We start from the raw sequence: 15,914 nt of genomic DNA, 5'->3' as shown, positions 1-15,914 counted from the left end.
CTGTTGAAAGACCTTACGATGATACTCGTCGATCACGCACTGCAAGTTCGTCATGCGGCCGGAAAGCCTATCCGTGTCGGTCTTCTCGGCGCGGGCTTCATGGCTCAGGGGCTTACCAATCAAATCAATAACAGCATTCCCGGAATGCGGGTCGTTGCCATATACAGCCGAAAGCCTCAGCGCGGGCGTGACGTGTTCGGTTATTCCGGCCAGACCGACGTCGCTGACGTTGACAGCCAAGGGCGGCTCGACAGAGCCATTGCCGCCGGCATTCCGGTGGTCACCGAGGACCCGTTCCTGCTCGCCAGATCGGATCTGGTCGACGTGATCGTCGACGTGACCGGATCAGTTGAGCTCGGCGCTCAAGTCGCGCTGGAAGCCTTCAAGCACCAGAAAACCGTCGTCCTCATGAATGCGGAGATTGACGCTACCATCGGACCGATCTTGCAGGTCTATGCAAAGAAGTACGGTGGCTCCCTGTCCGCATGCGATGGCGACGAACCGGGAGTGCAAATGAACCTGGTTCGATGGGTAAAGGGCCTCGGCTTGATCCCACGCGTGGTCGGCAACATCAAGGGACTCCAGGATCCGTATCGCAACCCCACCACGCAGAAGGGATTTGCCGAGCAATGGGGCCAGAACCCGGCCATGGTCACCAGCTTCGCCGACGGATCCAAGATCAGTTTCGAGCAAACGATCGTGGCCAATGCGACTGGCTTCAAGGTAAGATCACGCGGCATGTCGCGCGGGCTGGAATATCGCGGCGACGTTATGAATATTGGCAAACTCTACGACATAGATGAGGTCCGCGCCCTGGGCGGAATCATCGACTATCTCGTCGGCACACCGCTGACCAAGGTCTACGTGCTTGCCGAGCACACCGATCCGAAGCAACAGAAGTATTTGAGCTTGTACAAAATGGGTGAAGGCCCCTTGTACTCGTTCTTCACACCCTATCACCTCGTTCACTTCGAAGTACCGAACTCGATAGCCCGCGCGTTTCTTTTCAAAGATTTGGTCGCCCCTCCCATCGCCGGTCCCGTTGTCGAGGTCTGTGCTATCGCCAAGCGTGACTTGGAGGCGGGCGAGGTCCTCGATGATTATGGAATGTACATGACCTATGGCGAAGCCGTGAACTCCGAGGAAATGAGCCAAATGCAGTACCTTCCTGAAGGACTCGTAGAGGGTTGCAGGTTGCGGCACGCAGTGAAGAAGGATGCAGTCCTGACGTATACGGATGTTGATCTGCCGCCGGGTCGCCTGGCCGACAAGTTGCGTGCAGAACAATACAAGCACTTCAATGGAGACACTTGGCTTGAGCAACGCATTGCCCGGGATGCTTCATTTGCTCTCACGGCGTGAAGGAGCTGAATGCGTGACCACGTCTTGCCGAGCCATGTGACGCAGGCTTGCGAACGCGTCGCCAAGAGCCCGCTCGCCCTCCTGACTCGTCGATCTTGAGCGCGCGGATCCCCGCATGAATATTCATTGGGAAGCCACGCCCGACGTGATCTGCGGCTGCATCCAAGCCGCGGCGCGTTTTCCCATCTTGATCCCCGGCAGTTCAATGTAGCGATACGTGAGTTCTGAAACGATGATCGTGGCGGGTATGCTCAGGCACGAAAGCAGCAACATCCCAGGAGCAGTCCCAGAGTAGCTGAAGAGGAGCCAAACAATCGCGGAAATGACAGGGTAGTGACACAGAAAGATCGAGTAGGAGCGCGAACCAAAATATTGCGCCACGGGACTCATGAGCGCGCAGGAGTATATATTGCCGGCAAGTCCCGGCCGCTCATGGCACTTCCGCGGAAGACCAAAAAATACAATAAGCCAGATCAGGAACGGTCGCAGTTCATTGCGCAACGGAAAAAGGACGATCGCCAAAGCCACGGCCGGGACAAGCCAATTGTGGCCTTCCGCATACGGGTAGGTGAATCGGCTCACAATCCCCACCACAAAGTAACTAGCCGCGAGCGGCAAGGCACCGGGCTGAGCAGTGCCGACGAAACTCCTGAACCAAAACTCACAAATCGCAACTGCAATGGCCAGCAACGGGATGAGCAATTCATTTCGGATGATGCAGATTATCAGCGGCGCAACAAGATAGAATTGCCATTCCAGGGAAATGCTCCAGGCTGGCATGTTGAATGCGTACTCCGAATACGGCAACGCCGCATTGGAAATGGCACCGTGCAGCATCGTGAGATGCGCGAGAACGTGTGACCAGAAGTACTTATGATTGCTTGCGGCGACACCATTAACAACTCTTGCGAACTCGGAATCGCTAAAGCCGGGAGCAGCTAGCGAAATGGCAAGTAGATCGTTGGTGAAGAAACCAAAAAAGCAAGTGGCGGCAAACAACGGAAACAGTCGAGCAAAACGCTGGATGATATAGACCGGATATGGCTCTGCTTTTTCGATAACAACGTGTGTGATCACGAAGCCGCTGACGATAAGAAAAACGAGAACAGCCGGCGGGCCCAGCGATCTGACATGCGATCCCAATGCTCCGCTACTGAAGCCCGAACAATATGCGAGGTGCGCCAAGACTACGGTCCACGCCAGCCAGCCTCGCAGTCCTTCGATGGCTCGAAACTTCTTCAGCGCAGCGCCCTTTCCCTCTTTCGGTGGAATCGAAAAGGATGGCACGTATCGCTAACGTTGGTTCGGAGAACATTATTTTATTTCCATTTGTCGGGATTTTGACGTTTGGTCATTAACAAATCTAAATATTTCGACTTTGACCCAGAATAAGGCGGACCATGATCGCCGCAGTTCCCGAGGCCAGCGCGCGCGCTCGGCTTATGTCCTAGTAAAAGCTCAGCCGGCCGCTACTCGAGAGATTCCGTCATTTGGTGACTTTCAAGAGGACGCGACCTTGCAATGCGCTACCCGCGACATCTTCGGCGAACGACGCCCTCTGGGTGACGATCGCCAACGCGGCGTACTGGTCGAGGCAACGCCCGAATCCAGCCAGTCAGCGCGGGCCTGCGCTGACTGAATCGCAGGGGCGCGACGGCAATGTACCCGCGCTCGCTTCCCTCGCCCGCCCTAGGTCCACGGTGAGCTGACTATTCAAGACACCGCTGCAAGCTGCAGTCTCGTGTGGCGCAAATCGCTACTCAGAATTCTTTCCGCCAGCAGCTTCCGAATATGGCCGATGCGTTGATATCGCGGCCCTTCGAATTCCTCCAAAGTCAACTTTGACGACCGATAGACCCTGTAGAGCTGCTCGGCGCCCATTCGGGCGTCCCAGCGGGGCTGGAACCCTGGCAACCTGCGGCGGATCTTTTCGAAGCTCACTCGGTAGGATCGCTCGTCTGGACTCGCATCCTCGGCAAACTCCACCGTAGAATTCGGCACCACACTCGCGACGATCTCGGCCAAATCCCGAATTCGATAATTGTGAGCAGTCTGACCGACATTGAATGCCTCATTGAAGACGGCCTCGGCAGGTGCCTCCAATGCGGCTATGAAAGCTCGAGAAATATCCTCGATGTGGACGATCGGCCGCCAGGGCGAGCCATCCGATTTCAGATGAATTCTTCCTGTCGTAAACGCCCACGCAACAAGGTTATTCAGGACAATATCGAAGCGCAGCCGCGGTGAGACTCCGTACGCTGTAGCTGGCCTCAGAAACACTGGGCAAAATCCGTCGTCGGCCAGCGCCGAAATACCGCGTTCCGACGCGACCTTGGATTGTCCGTAGGCCGTCACCGGATTGAGCGCCGCGGTCTCATCGATCATTTCCTCACCGGCTTTTCCATAGTTGCTGCAGGATGAGGCAAACACGAAACGACGCACGCCGGCATGCTTTGCTATCTCGGCCATGCGAACGCTTGCGCGATGATTGATCTGGTCGGTCAATTCAGGCCTCAGATTGCCGAGCGGATCGTTGGAGAGTGCGGCTAGATGCAGCACAGCGTCGAAGCCAACGAGATCCGCGACCTCTGCGTCTCTGACGTCCTTCCAAATCGTCGGGACCTCGAGAATGCTACCGCCAGGGGCGTATGTGCACCGGGAGTAGATATCGCTGTCCATTCCAGTCACCTCGTGACCGGCGCCGACCAGCATTGGGGTTAAGACCGTGCCGATGTAGCCAAGATGACCTGTTACCAGAACTCGCATTGCCATTCTCCCTCGCACTCAATTTCATGAACTAAAGTTGCCCGCTGTACGTGTTTCGGCCAGAGTTCTGTCAAGTGCCGCCCCTGCCATCGGGAAGACCGCCTCGTCACGCAGAGTGCAGAGCCAGGACGGCTGCTCGTACGGCTTTGGCTTCTTCACGGGACGCTGTGGCACAGCCAGCAGGCTCATGAAGCCAGGGCCTGCCGATGCCGCCCGGTTACAAGTCCCCGTTCGGAGCGCCACCACTTCACAAACTCGGTCAGTCCGAGTTCGAGCGGCACCGTGGCTTGGAAGCCCAGCAGACGTTCCAGCTTGCCTGTCGACGCCACCTGGCGCTGTATCGGATTGATCGAGTGCTCGGGCGCGATTTGCGGGAGCATGCCGTCATGACCCATAGCGGAAGCCAGGGCCGAAGCGAGTTGCACCAAGGTTGTTTCGATACCGCTCCCCACATTGAACACCTCGTCGCTGACCCTTGCCCTCGCCGCAAGGATGGTCGCGCGTGCGGCATCACGGACATGCACCAAGTCCACGGTCTGCCGGTCGTGGTCAACTATCACCGGCGGCGTTCCAGCCTCCAACTCCTCCATCCAGCGGATCAACATCTCGGCGTATCGACCGTGCACGTCCATTCGACTGCCATACACGTCAAAGTATCTCAAAGCGATATAGTCGAGGCCGTGCATATCGTTGAAGGCGCGGAGCAAGCCTTCATTGCAAGCCTTCGCTGTTCCATAGACCGTTCGGCTTCCATATGGATTCTCGTGCTCCGTCGTCGGAAGCTCCTCCGCTACGCCGTACACCGAAGCAGATGACGCGGCGACGATCTTCTCGACGTCGTACTTTACGCAGAGTTCAAGCAGTTCGAAGGTGCCGTTCACCATGACTTCCATGGCAAGACGCGGTTCGGCCAAACAATCAGCGCTGCACGGCGCGGCGTGGTGAAAGATGATGTTGGCCCCTCTTACCAGAGCTTCAACCAGCTTCGTGTCTCGCAAATCACCGCGGACCAATCGCACCGGTCCTCGGTTAAGCGACCTCCTGAGGTTCTCCGGTCGTCCGGTCGACATATTGTCGAGCGCCACGATCTCGATGCAGCCTTCGTCGCACAAAGAGTCCACGATATGCGAGCCGATGAATCCGGCACCTCCGGTAACGAGAACGCGTTTTCCCTTGAGATCCAGCACGACCGCCCTCCTGGTTCTAGGCTACTAGGCCATGTCGAGGCATTCCGTCCTGGAATGTCCAGCCGCTCCGGAACGTTTGCTCCCCTCCCGCAATTTTCTTCACTTCGGAGCCAACGATGCCGGTTTGCTCCGGTAACATCTCGGGATAAATGGGGAGCGATAGAAACTCGCTCGCAAGCCTCTCACTTACAGGCAGGTCGCCGACGCGATATCCAAGCTCTGCGTAACGCTGTTGTAAATGGACCGGAACGGGGTAGTGAACGTCGACCCCGATCCCCGCGCGTCCCAGCATGGCAATAGCCTGATCGCGGTGCCGAAGTCTCAGGGCGTAAATATGATAGACATGCCGGCTGTGGCTGGGTGGCCGCGGACGCGCGACCGCCAGACTGGACAATGCCTGATCATACTGCGCGGCGATCGATCGACGTGCCTCGGTCCAGGCTTCGATGTAGTCCATCTTTACGTTCAGCACTGCCGCCTGAACTTCGTCCATTCCATGATCGCATCTTGCAAGAGCATGATTGCCCTCGTCCTCCTGCGTCCGGTCGAGAAGCCAGGACACGCGTCGCGCAAGCTCCGGATGATCCGTGACAACCGCGCCAGCCTCGCCATAGGCTCCGAGATTCTTGTCGGGATAGAAGCTGAAGCAGCCGAAATCTCCGATCGAGCCGGACCGCCTGCTCTTGTAGCTGGCGCCATGCGCCTGCGCAGCGTCCTCGATTACCAAGAGGCCGTGGCGGCGGGAGATTGACATGATTGAATCCATGTCCGCCATCAGTCCATGCAGATGGGCCGGCAGGATTGCTCTCGTCTTGCTCGTGATCGCAGCCTCGATCAAAGCTGGATTCATCGTCCACGTGACTGGATCGACGTCCACGAAGACGGGTGTTGCACCGCACCTGATGATGGCGGCCGTCGCCGCGACGAAGTTCATCGAGACCGTGATCACCTCGTCGCCCGGCCCCACTCCGGCGGCCAGCAATGCGAGATGGAGCGCCGATGTGCCACTGCTAACAGCGCGGCAGCACGCAACGTTGCAGTAGTCCGCAAAGCGTTCCTCGAAAGCGCCCGCTTCAAGCCTCGATGTAGCGCGCTCATGTCGGATGGCACGCCTGATCGCGGCGTCGATTTTCGATCCGACCGTCTGAGCTTGTGCTTTCAAGTCCAAGAATGGTATCAATTCGGTATTCCCGCTTCTGGAACGTTCGGCAGCTTCACGTCCGCACAGGCATGTCTTGCCAGATACCTCGCGTGTCGATTACGTCAAGATGACGGCGTTCGGCCAGCGGAACCATCTTGAACTCGTCGTGGTCGACCAGGAGAAGGGCAATCTCACACGTGCGCAATGCTTCGTCGATGTTCAGCAAGCCGATATGGTGGTCGGCAAGCTCCGGCGGTGGCCGCCGCAGGTTAGGCTCGACAACCTTGATGCGCTGTCCGTACTTCTTCGCCAGATGTACGGCGATCTCCATGGCCGGGCTTTCGCGCAGATCGTCGACATTGGCCTTGAAGGTTAGCCCGCAGCAGGCCACGTTTGCGTAGGGATGATCCTCGATCAGCGCCTCTGCGCGCTCAATAATTTTCTGCGTCTTGGCGTTGTTGACCTCACGACTCGTTCGCATTACGCGCGCAAGGTCGGGCGCCGAATCGATAATGAACCACGGATCGACGGCAATGCAGTGCCCGCCCACGCCTGGGCCCGGCCGCAACACGTTCACGCGTGGATGGCGGTTCGCGATATCGATCACCTCCCAGACATTGATGTCGAATCTGTCGCAGATCATCGAGAGTTCATTGGCAAAGGCGATGTTCGTATCTCGGAACGCGTTCTCCGTTAGCTTGACCAACTCGGCGGCGCGCGCGGTGGTTGCAACGCAAGCGCCGCGAACGAACATCTTGTAGAAGCGCTGAGCGCGCCGCGCACAGGCAGGAGTGATCCCCCCAATGCATCGATCATTATCGATGAGTTCGCTCAAGATCCGCCCAGGCAACACGCGTTCAGGACAATATGCGACGTACACTGCGCCGTCCTCGCGGCCATTGACGCCGATTTTCAGGTCCGGCCTGCTCTCGTTAATCCGTTTTGCGATGCCTTCAGTGGTTCCGATTGGCGAGGTCGATTCGAGAATGACGAGATTGCCCGGAACAAGCAAATCGAGAATGCTTTCCACGGCAGCATTCACGTTGGACAAATCCGGCCGATTATTGCCGTCAATGGGTGTGGGTACCGCGATGATGAAGACGTCGGCGGCCTGCGGCTTGCTTGAAGTCGTCAACGCGCCGCTCGACACTACTTTGGAAACCAGACCGTCGAGATCGGGCTCCGAAATGTGAATGGCTCCGGAGGCCACCGTCCTGACCACATATTCCTTTGTGTCCACGCCAACCACTTGCAGGCCGCGGCTGGCTATCAGCGCGGCCGTGGGCAAGCCGATGTAGCCAAGCCCGAGGACAGCAACCTTCTGGAGTTCAGGCATCGAGAAGCACCTTCACGATCCGCTCGCTGGCACGCCCATCGCCAAATGGATTGTGGGAGCGAGACATAGCAGCATAAGTCTCATCATCGTCGAGGAGCCGGAACGTCTCCCCGACGATCCTGTCGTAGTTCGCTCCAACCAGGCGCGCGGTTCCCGCGTCGACTCCTTCCGGGCGTTCGGTCGTCTCCCGCATCACAAGGACCGGCTTTCCGAACGTCGGCGCCTCTTCCTGCACGCCGCCTGAGTCGGTCAGCACCAAATGCGCCATGGAGAGAAGGCTGACAAAATCCGTGTACTCTTGGGGGGAAATCAGCACGACGCGCGGATGGTCGGCGAGCCGTGTTGCGAACACGTCGCGGACGTTCGGGTTCGGATGAACCGGAAGGACGACGGCAACGTCCTCCCGGCTCAAGATCGTCTCCAGTGCATTCACGATGTTGAGAACACCTCCACCGAAATTCTCCCGGCGGTGGCAGGTGACCAGGATGATGCGACGGTTGCCGTGCCGCTTCTTGATTCCGTCCCAACGGGATGAGAGCTGCGGATCGGCCTCTACCATGGCTTTCGCGATGATCAGCGCGTCAACAACAGTGTTTCCGGTGACGTGGATGCGATCGTTGGAGACGTTCTCCGCCCGGAGCGCTCTCGCAGCACGCTCAGTCGGCGCGAAATGCTGATCGGCGATCGAGCCGACGATCTTGCGATTCACCTCCTCGGGCCAGGGCGCGAAGATATCTCCACTTCGCAGTCCCGCCTCGACATGCGAGACCGGGACGCGGTGATAGTATGACGCCAGCGCACCTGCCATGGCAGTCGCAGTGTCGCCCTGGACGATCACTCTGGTGGGCTTCACCCTCTCCAGGACATCTCCGATCTGCGCCAATAGCCGGCCGGTCAGATTGTCGAGAGTCTGATTCACCGTCATGACGTCGAGATCGAAATCCGGGACCACCTTAGCCATCTTGAGAACCTGGTCGAGCAGTTCTCTGTGCTGCGCTGTCGCGCAGACCGTGAGGGAGATGTCCTTGTTCTGCTCGGCCTTGAGCCGGTTGATGACCGGAAACAGCTTGATCGCTTCCGGCCTGGTTCCCAACAATATGAAAAAATGCTTTCGCACGCCTCACCCTCCGATCCGGCCTGTCCCGGGGGGCAGCACATTGTACATGCTGGGCGGCCGTCTAAGTGCCTGCCGCGCGAACGCTTGCGTCAAGATTCCTGCAAACAGCGTGTTCGTCCTGGCATACCGCCACCACATCCGTCTGGGCTCCTGATAGATGCGGTACAACCATTCCAGGCCGAGTTGCTGCATGTGAATGGGAGCTCGCAGAACCGAGCCCGCGAGAACGTCAAACCCTCCGCCAACGCCCATAATGAACGGTACGCCGAGCTCGTCGCGGTGGGCCGCAAGGAAGCGTTCCTTCCGCGGCGTGGGCATACCAATGAACAGGCAATCGGCGCCACTGGACCGAATATCGCGGACGACCTCGTTCTCCTGCTCGCTGGAAAAATAGCCGTGCCTCACCCCAGCAAAGACAAGCGAGGGGTGCTTGTCCCGAACACGCTGCGCCGCCTGTTGCACGACGGCGGGTGAGGCTCCCAGAAAGTACGGTCGGAAGCCCTCTTGCGCGCACACTTTCAGCAACTCGCCGAGGAGATCTACGCCGGTGACTCGTGACGTTGCCGGGAGACCAAGCCCCCGCGCTCCCCAAAGGATTCCCATGCCGTCGATTCCGACAATGTCGCTGCTGGCGACATCAGCGGCGAGCACTGGATCGGAGCGCATGTTGACGAACTTCGCCACGTTAAGGGCGACATGCTGCAGACGCTGGCGGCTTCGCATGGCCTTGCGCGCAAGGCCGACGGTCTCTGCCATGGTCAAGATATCGATGGGGCACCCCAGAAAGTAGGCACGCATGGGTTCCTCCCCGGCCAAGATTCGCTTTGAGCGAAAGACCGCTTTCAATTGAACTAATTAATATCGCGATAATAATGATAGCGATTTTATTTGCAAGTTATATTGATATTATATTTTCGGCTTGAATACGCGATAAGAGGCTCCAATCAACGGCCGAACCGCAACGTTCGCGTCGGAGGAAATTAAATGGACATTAAACGTCTGGCGATTTCGGTGATTGTCCCACATTTGAATCAGCCAATGGCGCTTAAGACCTGTCTGGCCAGTCTCGAGGCGCAGAGCATTCCCCGGGATTCGTTCGAGATCATTGTCGTTGACAACGGCTCCGTTACGTTGCCGACCGACGTCATCGCTCAATATCCACGCGTACGGCTGTTGCGCGAGGCACGGCCCGGGCCTGGCCCGGCGCGTAACACCGGAGTTGCTGCTGGGAGCGGCGAGGTGCTTGCCTTCATCGACGCCGATTGCAGGGCACATTGTGATTGGCTGAGCAGCGTATGGCGCTCACTGCATTCGCTCCCGCCTCGGACAGTGCTCGGAGGGGACGTCCGCATCTGGCGCGACGCGAAGCCACACCTGGATGCCATCGCAGCCTACGAGAGCGTCTTCGCCTATCGATTCAAGCTCTACATCGAGCGCGATGGCTACTGCGGCACAGGCAACATGGCGATGTTTCGCCGGGATTTCCATTCCGTCGGACCGTTCGCAGGGATCGACGTGGCGGAGGATATGGAGTGGGGACAACGGGCCCAGCGTGCCGGGCTTCGGTTCCGGTATATCCCGGAAATGATCGTCTTCCACCCGGCCAGGAGTTCTCTGCAGGAGCTATATGTCAAGTGGGACCGACAACTCCTGCACTACCGCAACATGGCCGACGGCAAGCCGGCATGGAGATTGCGCTGGATTGCGCAGGCCCTGCTTGTCCTAGCTTCGCCCGCTCCCGGCATCATCACGATCTTAACGAGTGACCGGCTCCACGGTATCGGAGCCCGTATCAAGGCTATCGCCGTCATGTGTGCCGTACGAATGCATCGGGTTATGACAATGCTGTCGCTACTGCGCAATCGGCGAGCCGTCGCCTGGAATCGTTAGCAGAATATTCTCGGCATCAGGCCGGTATGGGTATCTTGCCAAATGCCGAGTTGTGGGTCAGTTCCAGCAAGTCAGTTCGCTGGCCGAACGACCACAACATCCAACCCAGTTCGTAGCTACGGCATTCCAGCCGAAGTCCAACACCGGAATCTTCAATTAGCCCAGCCTCGCATCCGGAGTAGGCGTTCTTGATTGCGCGCAGCATCCTCGGCGCCCGCGTTGTCAGCTCCCGCTTTCGAATCTGGGATCGGATAGTCAGCCCCAGATCGGGCACCAGCATCGAGCGGCGAAGCTGGTTCTGGCCCAGCACCCAATTAAATCCCTTGATTAAGGCATTCCGTGCCCCCCGAACTCGATAGCGCTCCGCCCATTCCAGCAGAGCCGGAGCCATGCCATACTGGTGCACCGAGTAGACTTCATAGAAATCAAGCACGCGCCCCCCAGCCGCATCGAAAAACCAGGGCCACTCGCCGTCGGGACCTTGAAGTGCAATCAACTTGCGAACGCAGGCGTCGGCCATGGCGAGCGCCGATGACTCGCCCGTGAACTCGCCGTAGTGATAGCACGCAATTGAAAGATAGATCTGCGTGGCGAACGAAGCGAAGCGTCGCCGAAATCCTGATGGTGCGTCGAAGAATAGCCCCGATCCGCTGTGGAATCGCTCCTGGAGAAAGCGATACAAAGGAGCGGCGAAAGACACCCACTCCCTGTCGCCCGCCCGGGCCCGAGCCACGACGCCCGTTAACAGCATACCCAGATCCTGAGCCCGAAAGGTCTTCCAGCCCGCCTGATCGCTCAGGAGCGCTCTCACGTCGCGCTTCACCTGCTCGGGTAGCTCGAAGCGGAGTTCCGCGGAAGCCCAGAGCGCCATACCTAGTGCATACTTTGGCACCGCAAGGACCGTGAGTTGGACCGCATTGTGATGGAATGTTTCCAATAAGTTGAGGCCGCTAGGAACCTTCTTTATCCTCGACATTCCGAGCAGAACGTTAAGCGTGTAGAACACATCGCTGCGCCGTAAGGACTCGTTTGGCGACGCGCGCCCGTCCAGATGGTAGATATGTGACCAGCAGCGATGTTCAGATAACCAGCACCGCTCCAATCCTCTGAGCGCATAGCGCACCAGGGGCGAGTCCTGCGAGGAATCGGGTATCAAAGACCCACTCGTAATAGGGCTGATGTTCATCGAAGAACCACGGTTAGCTCGTTTCGACCTCTGTGGATGATTCAGCCCGACCTCAAGTCAGGAGAGAACCGATCTCGCGCAGATACTGACCGTAACCGCTCTTCTCCAACGGTCGCGCCAGCTCTTCGATCTGGTCGCGCTCGATGAAACCTTGCCTCAGCGCAATTTCCTCAAGACAGGCAACCTTCATGCCTTGGCGCTTTTCGAGCGTCTGCACAAACATCGCCGCATCGATTAGCGACTCCACTGTTCCGGTATCCAGCCAGGCGAACCCCCGCCCCATCCGCTCAACATGGAGTGCCTTGGCCGAAAGATATCGCATCTGCAGATCGGTGATCTCGAGTTCGCCGCGCGACGACGGCTCGATGCGCCGTGCGTAGCGCACCACGTTGTTGTCGAAGAAATAGAGACCTGTGATCGCCCAGTTCGAGCTCGGCTGGCTCGGCTTCTCCTCAATTCGCAGTGGGCGATCGCCCTCGTCGAACGTAACGACGCCATACCTCTCCGGGTCTCGTACGCGATAGGCGAAGACGGTTGCACCTTCCTGACGCCCGGCAGCCCTTGCGAGCAATTCGCTCAGGCCGTCGCCAAAGAAGATGTTATCTCCAAGAACCATCGCAACGCGATCGTTCCCGATGAAGTCGGCGCCGACGATGAACGCATCGGCCAGACCGGCGGGTCGGGGCTGCTCCGCGTAGCTGAGTCTAATTCCCCATTGTCTACCGTCCCCCAGCAAGCGCTCGAACTGACACCGGTCTGAAGGAGTGGTTATGATAAGGATCTCGCGCACCCCTGCCAGCATCAGCGTTGACAACGGGTAGTAGATCATCGGCTTGTCATAGATGGGCAGTAGCTGCTTGCTGACCGCTCTCGTGATTGGATACAGTCGAGTTCCGCTGCCGCCAGCCAGCACTATTCCTTTCAGCATCGATTCCACCTTCCACGAGTTGGCCGAGACAGGTTTCGAGAGAGCAACGCCATGACGGCAATCGAAGGCCTAAGACACGTTCGGCCTTGGATGAGTTGAGGCGCGAATTCCGTGGCCGTCGCGCGGCGGTCTGGTACTGCTCGCTCGTAATGGCCTCAAGCTGCGGCACTCGGATTCCCCGCTGAGCGAGCAAGTCGAAAATCGCTTGGGCAAACCCATGCCAAGTCGTCTCACCTTGTCCGGCAAGATGAAAGATACCGGCCATGGCTCTACGATCTTGGGTTAGCAGCCGTCCCGAGAGCTGAAGGATCGCCGACGCAAGGTCGAGTGCGGACGTTGGACTTCCGCATTGATCCTCAACGACTTTGACGATCGGTTGCGATTCACAGAGCCGCAGCATCGTCCGAACGAAGTTGTTGCCATGAGGACTATATAGCCATGAAGTGCGAATCACCGTTGCAAGCGGATGAGCAGCTAGAACCGCAGCTTCGCCGGCCAGCTTCGATGCGCCATACACATTCAATGGCGCGGGAACATCGCTTTCCTCGTAAGCATCCAGCTTTGTGCCGTCAAAGACATAGTCGGTCGAGATGTGGATGAATGGTATATTCATTTGCCATGCGACGTCGGCCAACGCGGCCGCTGCGTCGCGATTGATGCCGAATGCTCTTGCTACTTCCGATTCTGCCAGATCCACCGCCGTGTAAGCGGCAGCGTTGATGATCATGGACGGTGCGATCGGATCGATCGTTCGGCGGAGTTCGCCATGGGCCTCCAGATTGAGACCGCTGCGTCCAAGGGCGACCACTGGCGTGCTGTGCAGCGCCGCCAGGTCATGAAGACACCTTGCCAACTGACCGTTGCGACCAGCAATCAGAATGGGGCTTTCCGTCATTTGCAGCCTCAATGTTGTGTAGCGAGGAGCCCCAGACGCGAACCGTCATAGACCCCGCTGCGGGCACGCTCCCACCACGCGCGGCTCTTGAGATACCATGCGACGGTCTCGGCCAGCCCCTGCTCGAACGTCCTTGTGGGTCGCCAGCCAAGTTCACGGTGAGCTTTCGATGCGTCGATCGCGTAGCGGATATCGTGTCCCGGACGATCTGGCACAAAAGTAATCATCGATCGTCTCGCTGCCGGACCCGGATACAGCCTGTCGACGACGTCGCAGATCTGGGTTACCACGTCGAGGTTGGAGCGTTCGCTATCTCCGCCGAAATTGTACTTCTCGCCGGGCTTGCCTTCGAACAGAAGCGTGATCAACCCTGCCGCATGATCTTCGACATGCAGCCAGTCCCGTACGTTTCGGCCGTCGCCATACACCGGCAACGGCTTGCGCTCGATCGCATTGAGAATCGTCAAGGGAATGAGCTTTTCTGGAAACTGAAACGGCCCGTAATTGTTCGAGCAATTCGACACAATGACCGGCAGGCCATAGGTCTTGAACCACGCGAGTGCGAGATGATCCGAGGCTGCTTTGCTCGCCGAATAGGGTGAGCTCGGCCGGTAAGGCGTTTCCTCTCGGAAGTAGTCAGCGGGTCCGAGTGAACCGTAGACCTCGTCTGTCGAGACGTGAATGAAGCGAAACCGCTTGCGCCCTGGTACCGAGAGGCCCTCAAAATATTTTCTCGCTGCTTCCAACAACGTGTAGGTGCCCACAATATTCGTGGCAATGAAGGCCGCGGGACCGGTGATTGAGCGGTCGACGTGACTCTCGGCCGCGAGGTGAATGATCGCGTCTGGCCGGTAGCTGTTGAACACGAAATCCATGGCCTCGCGGTCGCAGATATCCTGCTGCTCGAACAGATAGGACTTTAGCCCTTGGATGGGCGCTAGCGAGGATGGGTTGGCCGCATAGGTCAGCTTGTCGACATTGATCACTTCGGCGCCCTTCTGCAGCGCTAGGCTACGGCACACGGCAGAACCGATAAATCCCGCTCCCCCAGTCACCAAAACGCGCATCTGACCGCTCTCCATCACTCGAAAACGGCCGCAAGCTGGTCCAGCCTGGGCAGGGATCTATCTTTTGGCGACACTTGGGCCTCGGCCGTTGTCACCGGCCACTCAATCGCCAGTCCCGGATCGGCCCAATAGAGCCCTCCGTCATGGCTTGGAGCGTAGACTTGGTCGACCTTGTAGAACACGACGGTCTCTGGTTGCAGTGTGCAGAAACCGTGCGCAAAGCCCTTCGGGACAAGCAGTTGCTCTCCGGTCTGGCTATCCAGCTTGACAGCTATATGCCTTCCGAAGGTTGCCGACGAACGCCGAAGATCGACCACGACATCGAGAATAGCACCGCTTAGCACTCGTATGAGCTTGGCTTGGGCGAAAGGCGGTCGCTGGAAGTGCAAGCCTCGGACTGTCCCAACCTTGTCTGAGCTGGATTGATTGTCCTGGACGAAATCGACGAGAATCCCTTTCTCCGCGAAGGCCGATCGCTGAAACGTCTCACAGAAGTAACCCCGGGCGTCCGATAATCGCTCCGTTTGAATCATCTTAACATCTGGGATCTCCAAACACCGTACTTCCATCATGGAAAGCCCTCGGCCAAGTGCTGCTCAGTCCCGACAAAAGGCGCAACGAGGTCATCAAACCACTGATCGAAGATGCCTTCGTCGAGACTGCTCTTGCCGTTGTCGTTCGAGCTCATGATCGGCACGTGCGCATGCCACGCCTCTGCGGCGCGGGAGGAATCCCGGGCTTCAAGCGGACTCGCATCGCCCCGCCTTGCCAGCAACAAGGCGGCCCATTCGAGGCGTTCCACGGTCATTGGGAGGCCCGACACTGTCTTCACCATCACTATGTTCCCGCCTGGCTTTTAATCCTACGATCCAGGTCTACATTTAAATTCTATCCGCCGAACGCCGTCGGGCGCAGCAGCGGCACCATGCGAACAGGCCAAGTCACCTTTCCGCGGCGGTCACAAATTAATATCAGAATAATATTTAATTTGGCAATGATATTTTTTTGAGATACCATTCAATTTAATAGATCAAATACC

15 protein-coding genes are annotated in these 15,914 nt (G+C 58.0%); 2 read left to right on the top strand and 13 right to left on the bottom strand.

Features of this window, described 5'->3' with window-relative positions; all coding sequences use genetic code 11:
• The first annotated feature begins 18 nt into the window (after positions 1–18).
• On the top strand, positions 19–1,362 hold the full coding sequence (locus AC066S_RS29715; protein WP_126258012.1) for an NAD(P)H-dependent oxidoreductase: 1,344 nt from the start codon (positions 19–21) through the stop codon (positions 1,360–1,362).
• A 123-nt stretch (positions 1,363–1,485) separates the two neighbouring features.
• Here the strand turns inward: AC066S_RS29715 and AC066S_RS29710 are convergent, their stop codons facing one another.
• From AC066S_RS29710 to AC066S_RS29680, 7 genes are all read right to left on the bottom strand, one after another.
• Entirely contained in the window at positions 1,486–2,649 is a 1,164-nt protein-coding gene (locus AC066S_RS29710) for an acyltransferase family protein (RefSeq protein WP_135169306.1), read from the bottom strand.
• Between the two features lie 426 nt (positions 2,650–3,075).
• Positions 3,076–4,128 (bottom strand): NAD-dependent epimerase/dehydratase family protein, encoded by a 1,053-nt coding sequence (locus AC066S_RS29705; protein ID WP_126258010.1) that lies wholly within the window; start codon positions 4,126–4,128, stop codon positions 3,076–3,078.
• Between the two features lie 185 nt (positions 4,129–4,313).
• Positions 4,314–5,315: an NAD-dependent epimerase/dehydratase family protein gene (locus tag AC066S_RS29700; protein WP_126258009.1), complete on the bottom strand. Its 1,002-nt coding sequence runs from the start codon at positions 5,313–5,315 to the stop codon at positions 4,314–4,316.
• A gap of 16 nt (positions 5,316–5,331) precedes the next feature.
• Positions 5,332–6,495: a DegT/DnrJ/EryC1/StrS family aminotransferase gene (locus tag AC066S_RS29695; protein ID WP_478271303.1), complete on the bottom strand. Its 1,164-nt coding sequence runs from the start codon at positions 6,493–6,495 to the stop codon at positions 5,332–5,334.
• A gap of 34 nt (positions 6,496–6,529) precedes the next feature.
• Positions 6,530–7,792: a UDP-N-acetyl-D-mannosamine dehydrogenase gene (gene wecC, locus AC066S_RS29690; RefSeq protein WP_135169302.1), complete on the bottom strand. Its 1,263-nt coding sequence runs from the start codon at positions 7,790–7,792 to the stop codon at positions 6,530–6,532.
• Positions 7,785–8,909 (bottom strand): non-hydrolyzing UDP-N-acetylglucosamine 2-epimerase, encoded by a 1,125-nt coding sequence (gene wecB, locus AC066S_RS29685; RefSeq protein ID WP_478271302.1) that lies wholly within the window; start codon positions 8,907–8,909, stop codon positions 7,785–7,787. Before wecB ends, wecC begins: the two co-directional genes overlap by 8 nt.
• Positions 8,910–8,912: 3 nt before the next feature.
• A complete protein-coding gene (locus tag AC066S_RS29680; protein WP_126258005.1) occupies positions 8,913–9,707 on the bottom strand; it encodes a WecB/TagA/CpsF family glycosyltransferase in 795 nt (264 codons plus the stop codon).
• A gap of 186 nt (positions 9,708–9,893) precedes the next feature.
• On the opposite strand from AC066S_RS29680, the gene AC066S_RS29675 reads away from it, so the two are divergent.
• Positions 9,894–10,799 (top strand): glycosyltransferase family 2 protein, encoded by a 906-nt coding sequence (locus tag AC066S_RS29675; RefSeq protein ID WP_126258004.1) that lies wholly within the window; start codon positions 9,894–9,896, stop codon positions 10,797–10,799.
• A 16-nt stretch (positions 10,800–10,815) separates the two neighbouring features.
• Here the strand turns inward: AC066S_RS29675 and AC066S_RS29670 are convergent, their stop codons facing one another.
• From AC066S_RS29670 to AC066S_RS29645, 6 genes are all read right to left on the bottom strand, one after another.
• Entirely contained in the window at positions 10,816–11,922 is a 1,107-nt protein-coding gene (locus AC066S_RS29670; RefSeq protein ID WP_478271301.1) for a hypothetical protein, read from the bottom strand.
• Positions 11,923–12,037: 115 nt separating this feature from the next.
• On the bottom strand, positions 12,038–12,913 hold the full coding sequence (gene rfbA, locus AC066S_RS29665; RefSeq protein ID WP_205680491.1) for a glucose-1-phosphate thymidylyltransferase RfbA: 876 nt from the start codon (positions 12,911–12,913) through the stop codon (positions 12,038–12,040).
• A complete protein-coding gene (gene rfbD, locus AC066S_RS29660; protein WP_478271300.1) occupies positions 12,822–13,808 on the bottom strand; it encodes a dTDP-4-dehydrorhamnose reductase in 987 nt (328 codons plus the stop codon). The genes rfbA and rfbD overlap by 92 nt, the downstream gene beginning before the upstream one ends.
• An 8-nt stretch (positions 13,809–13,816) precedes the next feature.
• Positions 13,817–14,875, bottom strand: a complete 1,059-nt coding sequence (gene rfbB, locus AC066S_RS29655; RefSeq protein WP_478271299.1) for a dTDP-glucose 4,6-dehydratase — start codon at positions 14,873–14,875, stop codon at positions 13,817–13,819.
• Between the two features lie 14 nt (positions 14,876–14,889).
• On the bottom strand, positions 14,890–15,447 hold the full coding sequence (gene rfbC, locus AC066S_RS29650; protein ID WP_126258001.1) for a dTDP-4-dehydrorhamnose 3,5-epimerase: 558 nt from the start codon (positions 15,445–15,447) through the stop codon (positions 14,890–14,892).
• Entirely contained in the window at positions 15,444–15,710 is a 267-nt protein-coding gene (locus AC066S_RS29645) for a hypothetical protein (protein WP_135169297.1), read from the bottom strand. Before AC066S_RS29645 ends, rfbC begins: the two co-directional genes overlap by 4 nt.
• Positions 15,711–15,914 lie beyond the last annotated feature (204 nt).

This window comes from Bradyrhizobium sp. CFUWI (genome assembly GCF_056429085.1).
The sequence above is the reverse complement of the archived record's forward strand: the minus strand, read 5'-3'. Positions and strand labels throughout refer to the sequence as shown.